14 protein-coding genes and 2 pseudogenes are annotated in these 12,598 nt (G+C 68.2%); 8 read left to right on the forward strand and 8 right to left on the reverse strand.

All coding sequences use genetic code 11. From position 1 onward, the window contains the following. Positions 1-59: 59 nt before the first annotated feature. Positions 60-1,067, reverse strand: coding sequence for an alpha/beta fold hydrolase (locus D892_RS0133435; RefSeq protein ID WP_024805425.1), 1,008 nt, complete (start codon positions 1,065-1,067; stop codon positions 60-62). A 105-nt stretch (positions 1,068-1,172) separates the two neighbouring features. Continuing rightward, a complete protein-coding gene (locus D892_RS0133440; RefSeq protein WP_369801845.1) occupies positions 1,173-1,820 on the reverse strand; it encodes a PadR family transcriptional regulator in 648 nt (215 codons plus the stop codon). 354 nt (positions 1,821-2,174) lie between these two features. On the opposite strand from D892_RS0133440, the gene D892_RS0133445 reads away from it, so the two are divergent. The 3 genes from D892_RS0133445 (at position 2,175) to D892_RS0133455 (ending at position 5,377) form a co-directional block, all read left to right on the forward strand. Continuing rightward, entirely contained in the window at positions 2,175-3,455 is a 1,281-nt protein-coding gene (locus D892_RS0133445) for a glycine betaine/L-proline ABC transporter ATP-binding protein (RefSeq protein WP_024805427.1), read from the forward strand. Then, positions 3,445-4,395, forward strand: coding sequence for a proline/glycine betaine ABC transporter permease (locus D892_RS0133450; protein ID WP_024805428.1), 951 nt, complete (start codon positions 3,445-3,447; stop codon positions 4,393-4,395). Before D892_RS0133445 ends, D892_RS0133450 begins: the two co-directional genes overlap by 11 nt. A 94-nt stretch (positions 4,396-4,489) precedes the next feature. Then, the gene (locus D892_RS0133455) at positions 4,490-5,377 is read left to right on the forward strand and encodes a glycine betaine ABC transporter substrate-binding protein (protein WP_024805429.1); all 888 of its coding nucleotides are present in this window, start codon (positions 4,490-4,492) and stop codon (positions 5,375-5,377) included. Positions 5,378-5,395: 18 nt separating this feature from the next. Here D892_RS0133455 and D892_RS49835 read toward each other — a convergent pair whose 3' ends face one another. Together D892_RS49835 and D892_RS49840 are read right to left on the reverse strand one after the other, a co-directional pair. Continuing rightward, a complete protein-coding gene (locus D892_RS49835; protein WP_369801846.1) occupies positions 5,396-5,551 on the reverse strand; it encodes a response regulator transcription factor in 156 nt (51 codons plus the stop codon). A 344-nt stretch (positions 5,552-5,895) separates the two neighbouring features. Beyond that, a pseudogene (locus D892_RS49840) lies at positions 5,896-6,087 on the reverse strand (histidine kinase); the annotation flags it as partial. Positions 6,088-6,400: 313 nt separating this feature from the next. Between D892_RS49840 and D892_RS0133475 the strand changes: the two are divergent. Beyond that, complete coding sequence (locus D892_RS0133475) at positions 6,401-6,925, forward strand: VC0807 family protein (RefSeq protein ID WP_304413536.1); 525 nt, start codon at positions 6,401-6,403, stop codon at positions 6,923-6,925. On the opposite strand, the gene D892_RS49845 is transcribed toward D892_RS0133475, so the two are convergent. Next, entirely contained in the window at positions 6,878-7,237 is a 360-nt protein-coding gene (locus D892_RS49845; RefSeq protein ID WP_369801847.1) for a TetR family transcriptional regulator, read from the reverse strand. The two genes, D892_RS0133475 and D892_RS49845, sit on opposite strands and share 48 nt — an antisense overlap. Here D892_RS49845 and D892_RS48900 point away from each other — a divergent pair. The 4 genes from D892_RS48900 (at position 7,163) to D892_RS42740 (ending at position 9,729) form a co-directional block, all read left to right on the forward strand. Then, complete coding sequence (locus D892_RS48900) at positions 7,163-7,333, forward strand: hypothetical protein (protein ID WP_232236226.1); 171 nt, start codon at positions 7,163-7,165, stop codon at positions 7,331-7,333. The two genes, D892_RS49845 and D892_RS48900, sit on opposite strands and share 75 nt — an antisense overlap. Positions 7,334-7,421: 88 nt before the next feature. Next, positions 7,422-8,195 carry an oxidoreductase gene (locus D892_RS0133480; protein WP_024805432.1) on the forward strand — a complete coding sequence of 258 codons (774 nt, stop codon included), beginning with the start codon at positions 7,422-7,424 and terminating at the stop codon, positions 8,193-8,195. A 259-nt stretch (positions 8,196-8,454) separates the two neighbouring features. Further along, the gene (locus tag D892_RS48905) at positions 8,455-8,856 is read left to right on the forward strand and encodes an FAD-dependent monooxygenase (RefSeq protein ID WP_232236227.1); all 402 of its coding nucleotides are present in this window, start codon (positions 8,455-8,457) and stop codon (positions 8,854-8,856) included. A gap of 27 nt (positions 8,857-8,883) precedes the next feature. Next, positions 8,884-9,729, forward strand: a complete 846-nt coding sequence (locus D892_RS42740) for an FAD-dependent monooxygenase (protein ID WP_255360308.1) — start codon at positions 8,884-8,886, stop codon at positions 9,727-9,729. A gap of 128 nt (positions 9,730-9,857) precedes the next feature. Here the strand turns inward: D892_RS42740 and D892_RS42745 are convergent, their stop codons facing one another. The 3 genes and pseudogenes from D892_RS42745 to D892_RS0133495 all read right to left on the reverse strand — a co-directional run bounded on the left by D892_RS42745 (position 9,858) and on the right by D892_RS0133495 (position 12,545). After that, positions 9,858-10,343, reverse strand: a complete 486-nt coding sequence (locus D892_RS42745) for an IS3 family transposase (protein ID WP_051499254.1) — start codon at positions 10,341-10,343, stop codon at positions 9,858-9,860. Then, a pseudogene (locus D892_RS49850) lies at positions 10,244-10,615 on the reverse strand (transposase); the annotation flags it as partial. The pseudogene D892_RS49850 and the gene D892_RS42745, both read right to left, overlap by 100 nt. A gap of 403 nt (positions 10,616-11,018) precedes the next feature. Further along, a complete protein-coding gene (locus D892_RS0133495) occupies positions 11,019-12,545 on the reverse strand; it encodes a sulfatase-like hydrolase/transferase (RefSeq protein ID WP_024805433.1) in 1,527 nt (508 codons plus the stop codon). Positions 12,546-12,598: the final 53 nt, after the last annotated feature.

Raw genomic sequence — 12,598 nt, forward strand, 5'->3', positions numbered from 1 at the left:
AAGGAAACGGTCGTCTCGATTTTACGAAGCCGCCGGCGCGGATTCGCCGGGGTTCGCCCCTATCGGGAATGTGCCCCCAGGATCACCTCGGGAATCCCCGTCCCCAGCGGCACGGGTGCGCATTCCGGCTCGCGCGCGTGTTCCGGGTCCAGGATGTTGATCAGCAGTTGCCGGACCAGCGGGTCGTACACGAGATGAAAGTGCCCGGTCAGGTCGACCGGGCATACGTCCTGCAGCACGATGTTGTCCGCACCGGGCCCGCGCAGGGCCATGGTGGTGTAGGGCTGGATCATCTCGTCGACCCGGCTGGCGACGGTCGTGTAGCGCACGCCGGGCACGGTGTCGCCACCGGCGTTGAGGTCGGTCATGAACGGCGATCCCGCGGCCTGCTGCACCGCCGCGTGCGAGGTGACCCGTTCGAACGCACCCCACAGGCCCGGTATCGCGTCGGCCAGCGGCACCAGCCCGTACATGACGCCGCCGTAGGTGGGCGAGGCCAGCCCGACCCAGTTTCCCACCGCGGCGGCCCCGCCGAGTTTGTTCACGTAATACCGAGTAACGTTGGCGCCCTGCGAAAATCCGACGAGGTCGACCCGCTCCGCACCGGTCGCGGTCCGCACCCGGCCGACGAATTCGCCGATCTGATCCGCCGACAGCCACAGGTCCTCGGTGCCGAAGCTGTCCACCGCATCGGGTGTGCCGCCGTAGTTCGGGGCGAAGACGCAGAAGCCCGCCCGCACCAGCGCCGGGGCGATCGCCGCCCAGTCGGCATAAGCGGACGCGTCGGTGCCGTGCGCCAGAATCACCGGGCGCGGATGTTCGGGAGCGGGCCGGCAGCCGAAGTCGTTGACCCCGGCGGGCACCGCATCCGGGTGCTCCTTCAGATATCGGGACGCCGCGAGCTGGTCCGACTGCGGCGGCCCCGGTTCGGCCGGCACCACCGGCGGACGGTACCCGGGCGATGCCGGCCGGGCCCCGGCCACACCCGCTCCCGTCCCGCCGGCCCCCGCGGCCAGCGCACCCACCAGCACACCCGTCACCGTCACACGCCGCCACCGTGCCGCCATCCGAGACCACCGGCCCCACCGTTGTCCCATGTCATGATCATCTCCCGAACGACCGGGACAGACCTCCGGGACACGGTCTCGCGGTGCCGCCGGTTCCCCGCGGCGTCACTCCTCGGCGTCGTCGTCGGCGAGGATCCGGTAGAGCGAGCGGCGCGCCTCGGTCAGGACCTCGGCCGCCTTGGCCGCCTGCTCCGGCGTGCCGGCCCGCGCCACCTGCCCGACCGCACCCATCAGCTGCCCGACCAGTTCGCGCAGGTCCAGCGCCTGATCGCCGACTCCGTCGCGGACCTCCTGCCAGGGATCGCCGAGCTCGTCGCGATGCGACTGCACGTACTCGGTCCCGGCATCGGTCAGCTTCGCGGTCTTGCGACCGGCGACCTTCTCGATGAGCACCAGGCCCTCGTCCTCGAGCTGCGACAGCGCCGGGTAGATCGACCCGGGGCTGGGACGCCAGACGTCCTCGCTGCGCTCGCGGATCTGCTGGATCAGCTCGTAGCCGTGCATCGGCCGCTCCTGCAGCAACAGCAGGATCGCGGCGCGGACGTCGCCGCGCCGGCCCCGTCCGCCGCGGCCTCGGCCGCGACCGAAGGGACCCGGGCCGAAACCGGGACCGAAGCCCGGGCCGAACTCCGGGCCGAACGGCCCGAAACCGTGCGGACCGTGCCCGCCCCGGGGATGCCGGCGGAACTGTTCGCGGCCGCCGGGCCGCGGGCCGCGGAAACGTCCGCGGCCTCCCATCTGCATGTTCTCCATGTCTTCCATGGCTGCCTCCTGAATAATGTCGTGCCATCTCTTTGACACCATCGACGATATATCGGCAATGCATCTTAGACAAGTGTGATCTGAACCACAGTGAAAACGGACATTTTGGTCTGTTACCGAGTTCACGGCCGCGCCCTCGGTACGACCGAACCGACACGCAAACGCACTGTTCAGCCCCGACACGGCCGGAAGTATTACGAATGGCGATACGATGTGATCCAGGTCATAACAAATATGAAGATCTGTCGAAACAGCTGACCGGGCGGCGCACGAACGACAACGCGCACATCAGAATTGGCCTAAGTTCGCACCGTACGTGCGAACGACGCGGGACAAGAGGAGATCGTGCCAGCCGTCAGAGCCTCAGGTGTTTACAAGATCTTCGGCAAGCGGGCCCACCAGGCCGCGCGCGACCTTGCCGAGGGAGTCCCCGACGAACAGATCCGCGCATCCGGTGTCACGCCCGCCGTCATCGACGCCACCTTCGCGGTCGAACCCGGCGAGATCTTCGTCGTCATGGGCCTGTCCGGCTCCGGTAAATCGACCCTGATCAGAACGCTCAACGGGCTGCTCATCCCGACCGCCGGAACCGTGGAGATCGACGGCACCGACATCACCGCCATGTCCGCGAGCGAACTGCGCGCGATGCGCCAGCGCCGGGTCAGCATGGTCTTTCAGCACTTCGCCCTGTTCCCGCACCGCACGGTGCTCGACAACGCGGCGTACGGGCTGGAGGTCCAGGGTGTCCCGACGGGCGAGCGCCGCGAACGCGCCCAGCAGGCCCTCGACATGGTCGGCCTGACCGGCTGGGAGGACAAGCTGCCCGGACAGCTGTCGGGCGGTATGCGCCAGCGCGTCGGATTGGCCCGCGCACTCGCCGCGGAGACCGACATCCTGCTCATGGACGAGGCGTTCAGCGCGCTGGACCCGCTGATCCGGCGCGATATGCAGACCCAGCTGCTGGAACTTCAGCAGCGCCTCGGCAAGACCATCGTGTTCATTACCCACGACCTGAACGAGGCTATGCGCATCGGCGACCGGATCGCGATGATGCGTTCGGGCCGGATCGTCCAGATCGGCACCGCGGCGGAGATCCTGGAGAGCCCGGCCGACGACTATGTCGCCCAGTTCACCAGCGATGTCGACCGCTCCCGCGTGCTCACCGCCTCCTCGGTCATGTCGGAGCCACGCGCCGTGGTGACCGCCGACTCCGCACCGCAGGCCGCGCTGCGCACCATGCAGGACGGCGATACGGGCGCGGCATTCGTGCTCGGACCCGACCGCCGGTTGGCCGGGGCGGTCCTCGCCGACGCGATCAGCGATGCGGTCAAGACGAAGGCGACCACCCTGGACGGCCTGATCGATACGGAGGTCGCCCGGGTCGGACCGGGCACCGTCCTGGCCGAGCTGGCGGCTCCGGCCGCCGCCAGCAGCCTGCCGCTCGCCGTCGTCGATCACGACCAGCTCGTCGGTGTCATTCCGCGCACCGCACTGCTCACCGCGTTCGGTGGCGGTACCGATCCGGACGGCCGTCCGGACAGTCACCACACCAACGGCGGTACGGCGGACGACGCCGCCGCGAGCGCTACCGGCACCGACGCGGAGGGGAACGACGATGAGGCGTGAGCTCCTGCTCGCCGAATCCGGTCACATCAATATCGGCAAGGCCTTCGACTGGATCGTCACCGAGCTCAACGACAACATCCAATGGCTGTTCGACTTCATCACCACCGTATTGGGCTGGTGCATCGACAACCTGACCACGGTGCTCGATTTCTCGGTCGACCTCCCGGGTCCGGTCCTGACGCTGCCCGGCGACGCCGGCACGATCGCACTGCTGCCGGACCACACCGTGATAATCCTGGTTATGGCCGCTCTGGCCTGGCTGGTGCGCAGCTGGCAGTTCGCGCTGTTCTCCGTGATCGCGCTCTGGGTGCTGGACAATATGGACCTGTGGTCCGAGGCGGCGAGTTCGCTGTCGCTGGTGATCGTTGCCAGCGTCATCATCGTCGTCATCGCGATCCCGCTCGGCATCGCCGCGGCGAAGAATCAGCGGGTCAGCCAGGTGGTCCGGCCGGTTCTCGACTTCATGCAGACCCTGCCGCCGTTCGTGTACCTGATTCCGGGCATCTTCTTCTTCGGCCTGGGAACCGTGCCGGGCGTCGTGGCCACCGTGGTGTTCGCGATGGCGCCGGGCGTGCGGCTCACCGAACTCGGCATCCGGCAGGTGGATCCGGAAATGGTCGAGGCCGGTGAGGCATTCGGCGCCACGCCGCGGTCGATCCTGTTCCGCATCCAGTTCCCGCTCGCGCTGCCCACCGTCATGGCAGGCATCAACCAGATCATCATGCTCAGCCTGTCGATGGTGGTCATCGCCGGCATGGTCGGCGCGGGCGGCCTCGGCGGCACCGTCTACGAGGCGATTTCCCACGTCGACATCGCCGCCGGGTTCGAGGGCGGCCTCGGTGTCGTGATTCTCGCGATCTACCTCGATCGGCTCACGTCGGCACTGACGAATCGGTCGGCCGTCGCGCGAGCGGAAAGAACGGCGGCGCAGAGCAATTGATCAGGCAGAGGCAATTGATCAGGCAGAGCAATTGACCGAATCGGCCGGGCGCGGCCTCACTATATCCGGGTGTCCAACGGAAGGAACACGAATCGTGCGACGTGGTAAGAAACTGCATCGTCTGATAGCGGCCGCGGCGGCCATACTGGCCGTCGGTGGCGCGCTGGTCGGTTGCAGTAGCAGCAACGACAAGGAAATCACCATCGGCTGGCTTCCGTGGGACGAGGATGTCGCCGCCACCCACCTGTGGAAACACCTGCTGGAGGAGAAGGGCTACACGGTCAAGCTGGTGCAGGCCGACGCCGGCCCGCTGTTCGCCGGCCTGGCCAAGGGCGGCTCCAACGACCCGGACCTGTTCCTGGACGGCTGGCTGCCCGATACCCACGGCAAGTACTGGGATCAGTACGGCGACAAGCTCGAGGACGTGTCCACCTGGTACGACAACGCGTCGCTGCAGCTCGCGGTGCCGAACTTCGTCTCCGACGTCAACTCGCTCGCCGACCTCGCCGGTAAGGCCGACAAGTTCGACAAGCAGGTCGTGGGCATCGAGCCCGGCGCCGGCGAGATGACGACCGTCAAGGAGAAGGTCATGCCGGCCTACAACCTGACCAACGACTACAAGCTCACCGAGTCGTCGACGCCCGCGATGCTGACCACGCTGCAGAAGAGCATCGACTCGCAGAAGCCCGTCGTCGTGACGCTGTGGAAGCCGCACTGGGCCTACACCAAGTTCCCGATCAAGCCGCTCGCCGATCCGCAGGGCGCGTTCGGCCAGGCGGAGAAGATCCACGTCCTCGCCAACAAGAAGTGGGCGGGCGACAACTCCGAGGTCACCGGCTGGCTGAAGAACTTCAAGATGACCGACGAGCAGTTGGGCACGCTGGAGAACGAGATCCAGAACGCCGGTTCCGGCAACGAGGACAAGGCCATCGACGCCTGGCTGCAGGCCAACCCCGACTTCGCCGCGAAGATGACGGGTTAACAACGGGCCCAGGCTGTTTCAGTCCGGTTCGGCGAGGCCGTGGCGGTAGGCGTAGCGGACCGCGTCGGCGCGGTTGCGGGCACCGATCTTCGCGAACGCGTTGTTGATGTGCGTCTTGACCGTCGTCTCCTCCACGACCAGGGCCGCGGCGATCTCCGGATTGCTGAGCCCCATCCGATCAGGCCGATCACCTCGGCCTCGCGGCCGGTCAAGCCGTCCGGCCGGGCCCCGTGCCCGGCCGGACGCGGCTGCGCCGGAGTGGACAGCGCGGCCACCGGCCGCTGCGACACCGTGGCGTCGAAGGTCGACTGGCCCGCGGCCGCCGCCCGGATGGCCGCGGCGATCTGCACACGGCCGGCGTCCTTGGTCAGATATCCGCGCGCACCGGCCCGCAGCGCACCGGCGACGGATTCGTCGTCGGCATAGGTCGTCAACACGAGAACCGCTGTGGCCGGGCTCGTTTCGGCGAGCCGGCGTGACTGCCGCAGCCGGGCCGGCGCGCCCTGGGCGTCGCCCTTCTCGCCGAGCAGCCCCTCGGCGGCCTCCAACTGGACCACCAGCGCGCCGAGCGAGTGCGCGAGGACGTCGTGCCTCTCGCGCGCGATGCGGGCGCGCTCGTCCAGGGCCGCGGCCCGGGCGTGTTCGTGCTGAGCCCGCCGGGTCTGCTCCAGCAGCACCTGTCCTCCGCCGTGTCTCGGTGTCATCACCATCCTCGCCGCAGGCACCCGGCACTCGAATCGACCCCCGGGTGGAGACCGATATCTCCACCCGCGCGCCCAAGTGCCCGGCGGCCGTCCGCGAATACCGTTCGGGATACCTTCGCAGACCGCCCAGGAGAAACCCGATAATCGAAACAACCACGACCCCAACCGATTCCGCCCGAACGCAGCACCCGTCCCGCCTGCCCGGCCTGCTCGTCGCGGCGGCGAGTATCGGCCTGTCCCCCGCCACCTACCACCTGCTCACCGCGCTCGGCTACACCGACTGCAAGGCGCTCCTGTACTCGACGCTCGTATCGGGAGCGTGGGCGGCCGGTTTGGCGGCCGTACGACGGAAGAGGGACGGGCTCGCCGCCTTCGCATTCGCCCTCACCTGCTCGGCCTCGCCTTGGCCCTGTACGACGGCGACGGCCGCATGATGCTGCTGAAGGATCCGATCTCGTCCGGCGTCATCGGCGTCCTCCTGCTGGCCAGCTGCCGATTCGGCCGCCCGGCCATGTTCGGTCTGGCCCAGCGCATGCACGCCCCCGACACAGCAGCGCAGTGGAACACCCTGTGGGACACCGATTCCGAGGTCCGCCGAGCCTTCCGCCTGTCGACCGCGGTATGGGGCGCGGGCCTGACCCTGGACGCGGCCGTGCTCACGATCCTGATCTTCAGCCTCCCCATCTCGGTGACGGTAGCCCTGATGAACCCGGTCCAGTGGGCCATCATCGCCGTCCTGGCCGCCCACACCGTGCGCTCCCGCCGCCGCCTCGACATGAAGTCCCGCCTCACCCGCCTACCCGACGCCGCCGTCCAGGACGGCCTCCAGGCTGTGGCGACGTAGCCAGCGAAGGTAAGGCCGACACCTCGGGTCCCCGGCCGTCTCGATGAGTGCCGAGTGGCGGCCGCACTGGACATCGCGACCCGTGATTCGTTGCGCCGTAACGCAACCCGTCGTACAGGAACGTGGCGATGTGTACCGCGTCGTCTTCCATCCCGCGGTGCGTATTCCGCAGATGCCGCCGAGGGCGCGCAGCCCAATGCACCCGCGGTGAGCTATTCGTGGCGATACACCTCCGCGATGAGCGCTTCCCCCGTCGAAGTATCGGTACAGGGTGCCGACGGAGACACCGACCCGGTGAGCGATCTCCTCCACATGGGCGGCGTCACCGTCGGCGAGCAGCGCCGCGCGCGCCGCGGTCGACAACGCTTCCCGGTTGCGGCGGGCATCGGCGCACAAAGGACGTGGTGAGGGCAACGATCCTCCCCCTAATGTGAACCGGACTCCGGTTATGTGTACAGTTTCCGGAGTCGGGTTCACCTTACTGAAAGAGGCCGCCATGACGTTCGAGCACGAGGGGCTCGCCGGGCTGCGGGTGCTGGTTACCGGCGGTAGCCGAGGTCTGGGGGAAGCGACGGCCCGTCGCTTCGCCGCCGCCGGAGCCACGGTACTGACGGCCGCACGAACCGCACCCCCTGAAGACTTACCCGCTACCTTCATTCCCGCCGACCTGCGGTCGGAGGCGGGAGTGGCGGAACTCGGCAGGCAGGTGCTGGACAGCGTCGGAGGTGTCGATGTCCTGGTCGACAATGCCGGAGCCGCGACCGGGCCGATGCCGACCCTGGGACGGTCCGACGCATCCTGGCTCGCCGATCTCGAGATGAACCTGCTCAGCGCCGTCCGTCTCGACCGGGCACTGGTTCCCGGGATGGTCGAGCGTGGCAGCGGTGTCGTGGTGCACGTCTCCTCCATCGCCAGCCACCTCCCGCAACCCGGCGAGGCGTCGTACGCCGCGGCGAAAGCAGCACTCAACGTCTACAGCCGCGAGTTGGCGACAGCGGTGGGCGGGCACGGTGTACGCGTGGTGTGCGTGCTGCCGGGCTTCGTCGTGACCGAGGGAGCGGTCGCTCATCTGCAACAGATGGCCGACAGTCAGGGCATCGGCATCGACGACGTCGAACAGCGGATCGTCGACCACCTGAAGGTTCCGATGGGGCGCTCCGGCGAGCCCGAGGACGTCGCGGAGATGATCGCGTTCCTCGCCTCCGGCCGCGCCAAATGGCTTACCGGCGCGCAGTTCCGGGTCGACGGCGGCATCATCCCCGTGGTCTGAGCCGCACCTCGACCACCTTTGCCCACCCCCGGGCAAGGATGCCGAAGCCGTCCCCGTGCCGGACGATCGCACTACATCCTGGCGGCCCACATGGCTTCCGGCACAGGGTATCTGCGACGGTGCATTCTTAACCGAGTTCAGGAGCGTGGACACGAACTTCGGCCGCACCGATGAATTTCGTGTTGCCCCACCGTCGATACCGCTGGATACACCGACAGCGGTGGCCTGTACCGGAACCGTTCCCGTGCGGGAGAAACATATGGAGGCACTGATGAACGCCGACGACTCCCGACAGGAGCACACGATCCGGACCGGTGCGCGGGTGGGCGGCCCCAGGGTGCTGGTGGCGGGGGCGAGCATCGCGGGGCCCGCGCTGGCCCACTGGCTGCGTCGGCGCGGAGCCGAGGTGACCGTGGTGGAGCGGGCTCCCGCGCTGCGTCCGGGTGGGCAGGCGGTGGATGCACGCGGGGTGGCCAAGGAGGTCATCGGGCGGATGGGACTGGACGCGCCGGTGCGCGCGGCCCGCACCGAGACCGCCGGCGCGTACACCGTGGACGCAGGCGGGAATGTCCTCGAGACCTACCGTGCCGAGGACGACGGCGGTGACGGGTACATCGCGGAGATCGAGATCCTGCGCGGTGACCTGTCCCAGGTGCTCTAGGACGACACCCGCGACAGCGTCGAGTACATCTTCGGCGACCGGATCGCCGAACTCACCCAGGACGCGGACGGGGTCGACGTGGTCTTCGAGGGTGGCGACCGGCGGCGCTTCGGTCTGGTGGTCGGGGCGGACGGGTTGCATTCGTCGCTGCGGGCAATGGTTTTCGGGCCGCACGAGCGGTTCGTCCGCCACCTCGGCCTGGTGCTGGCCTTCTACAGTGTGCCCAACGAGTTCGGGCTGGACCGCTGGCTGATCGACTTCCAGGAGTCCGGGCGCTCCGCCGGCCTCCGGCCCATCCCCGACCCCACCCGGGCGATGGCCATGTTCTCCTTCCCCGCAGACGATTTCGAGGTCGACTACCGCGACGTCGCGGCACAGAAGCGCCTGCTGCGCGAGCGGATGACCGGTCTGGGCTGGCGGACCCCGGACATCCTCGCGCATCTCGACGAGACCCCGGACTTCTACCTCGACCAGGTCGCCCAGGTGGTGATGGACCGCTGGTCGAGCGGGCGGGTGGGACTGCTCGGGGACGCGGCGTTCAGCTCGTCGCCGATGTCCGGAGCGGGCACCGGGCTGGCCCTGGTCGGCGCCTACCTGCTGGCCGGAGAGCTGGCCGCCGCCGGGTGGGACCCCGAAGCCGGGTTCGCCGCCTACGAGGCGCGGATGCGCTCGTTCGTCGAGGCCAACCAGGAAATCGGCCGGTTGCATGTGCGCAGCCGCGACGTCCCGGAACCGGATATCGATTACGAGAGCGAATGGTTCACCGACCTGATCCAGCGCGCGATCAACGGCGTCGAACTGCCCGACTATGCGGGGGTGCCGGACTCCGGAGCACCGGCCGGACCTCCGATCATCTTGTCGGCCAAGCCGTAGGTGTCAGCGACCTGACCGCCGCGCACGGCGACGGCCTGCTCGATCGCCGCGGTGACCACGCCGGCGCCGATGTGATCGGCCACCGCGTGCCCGAGTACCCGCCGGGTACGCCCGTCCCGGATGGCACATCAGAACATGTCGCCTTCACCGCAGGCCGAATACGTGAAATCGGTGATCCACACCGCATCGGGGCGGCCCTGATCGAACACGCGGCAGACCAGATCCGGCGGGAACGACGCGGCCGGATCCACCACGGTCGTGCGGACCTTGAACGTGCGCGGGCTGATGCCCTCGATCCCGATTCCGGCCATGATCTCCGCGACGGTCTCGTGGTTCACGACCTCACCGCGCTCGCGCAGCTCGCCGGTGATCCGCGGGGACCCGTAGGTGTGGCCGGCATCGGCATGCACATCCAGGATCTTCACCGCCAGGTCCGCGCGCCGCTGCCGGCGCGGCGTGCGAGTGGTTGCCGCCCCGCGTTTCACGTGCAGGTAGCAACCGGACCTCGATACCTTCAGCAGCCGAGCCATCCGGGCGATCGAGAACCGTTGCCCCTGGGGCGCACTCGTGCCGGCCCTACGGGCGATGTCGCCGGGGCCGGCGTACCCGGCCATCGGATCGAACCGGGCCGGTTCTGCTGCATCGCGGCACAGTACACCGAAGCTTTCGAGAGGAACGCGTTGTCCTTCTCCAGCTCGCTGACTTGCCTTCGGAGCCTCAGCAATGCGGCCCCCTCAGCCGCATCCACGGGCTTCTCACCGTGCACCTCGGCCGCAGCGATCCCGCGCCGCTCGTCTTTCCCCCACCTACCGAGCAAACTCTCGTGAACACCCAGCTCACGGGACACTTCAGCGACCGTGCGACCCGAATCGATCACCCGATGCGCAGCCTCAACTTTCTACTCGGCCGGGAACGACCGGCGCTCGTGAGGAGGCATGCAGACATCCATTCAACAGGATCGGTCATCCTGTCAACTCGGTGTCCACAACCCGGGGTGAACCTCAGCACGGCTTATACCGGTTACGGGCAGCGGAGAACCGTTCGGTAAGCGGCTACTCAGCGAGCATGGGTGCGAGGTGTTTCGGCGGCCTGTTTGGATCGGTGCTGGCCGGTTTCCGCCGCCGAGGCTCACCCGGCCGGCGCAATTACGGTGCGGAGTCCTGCATTATCGTCGGCGCGGATTGCGCCCGACTCACGCCGGGTCCGGGCCACGGTTCCGGCGAGCGGGTTCGTAGCGTGTTCTTCGGGTTGACGGTGCGTTCGCGGTGGGGTCTGTGGAGGTGACGATGTCAACGGCATGAGCGTCCGGTGCAGGTGGTCAGTTCGCCGAGGCGGTGGTCGAGGTCGGTGACGATGTCGGCGTGGGCGGCGCGCCCTTGGGGGGTTTTGATGAGGTTGGTGAGCTGGTAGGGGTCGGCGTGCAGGTCGTAGAGTTCGTATTCGCGCTGGTCGAGGGGGCGTTCTCGGTCGTACCAGCGCACGTAGAGGTACCGGTGTGTGCGCACGGCGCTCCAGGAGGGCATGTCGAGTGCGTACATGGCCGGGGTGTCGGTGCCGGGGACTTGTTCCTGGGTGATTCCGTTGCGGCCGGTGCCGCCGGGGCCGCCGTATTCGGCGGCGAAATCGGTGCGCCACCCGGTGGTGTCGCCGGACAGTACGGGGGTCAGGGACCGGCCGTCGACCTGCTCGGGGATCGGGATGTTCGCCCAGTCGAAGAGGGTGGGCGCGAGATCGATCGACAGGGCTGTGGCGTCGCTGCGGCCGGGCCGGATGCCGGGGCCGGCGATCGCGAGCGGCACCCGCATCGATTCTTCGTAGGGGGCCATTTTCTGGGTGAGGCGGTGGGCGCCGAGGCTGTAGCCGTTGTCGGAGGTGAAGATCAGGTAGGTGTTGTCGAGTTCGCCGGTGCGGGCGAGGGTGTCGACGATACCGGCGACCATCTCATCGAGTGATTCGAGAGCGCCGAGCCGGTTGGTGTAGTCGATGTCGTTGGTCGCGGCGATGGTCGCGGCCCGCGCCTGCGCGGTGTCGATCAGCCAGGAGGGTTTGTCGGACACGTCCGGTTCTTGATAGTTCGGTGACTGCGGTGCGGGGGTGGGCCGGGTGCCGGGCAGGTGGCGGGGCGCGGGCGGGATCGGGAAATGCGGGGAGGTGGAGGCGGCGTACCAGAAGAACGGCTGCCCGGAGGCGGCGGCGGCGGTGAGGAACCGTTCGGACTTGGCGCGGATCACGTCGGTTTCGTAATCGGCCGGTGCCGCACCGTATTTCACGAGGGTGCCGTTCTCGTTGAGGGTGTAGTTGTAGCCGGAGTACAGGAAGTTGTCGACTCCGGCGTTCCAGTCGTCCCAGCCGGGCGGGATGTGGCCGGGGTCGTGTTCGAGACCGTTGAGGTATTTTCCGGCCATGCCGGTGCGGTAGCCGGCATCGTGCAGGGCGGTGGCTATGGTGTGGGATTCGTTGCCTTGCGCTCGGAAGGCGTCGAATCCGCCGACCTCGCCGGCGTTGGTGAGCACGCCGGTGTTGTGCCCGTATTCGCCGGTCAGGATCGAGGAACGGGCCGCGCAGCAGATCGGCATCGGCGCGAAGCCGTCGGTGAACTCCACGCCGCGGTCGCGGATCAGTGCTGCGGTGCGTGGCATCGCCTGCCACACCGGGGTGGTGACTGCGTCCAGGTCGTCGGTCAGGATCATCACCACGTTCGGCCGCCGGTCTCCGGGTTCCGGCGTGGCCGACGCCGCGGAGACGTACCCGGTCACCGTGAGCAGGACCGCGGCCGCCGCGGTCAGCGAACGACGCGATAAGCGACGTGCATGCATTGAGTTTCTCCTCGAGGGGGCAACTGGTTGTTGGTTTTCTTCGCGTCCGACGC

Origin of the sequence: Nocardia sp. BMG51109 (assembly GCF_000526215.1) — a bacterium.
GTDB lineage: Bacteria > Actinomycetota > Actinomycetes > Mycobacteriales > Mycobacteriaceae > Nocardia.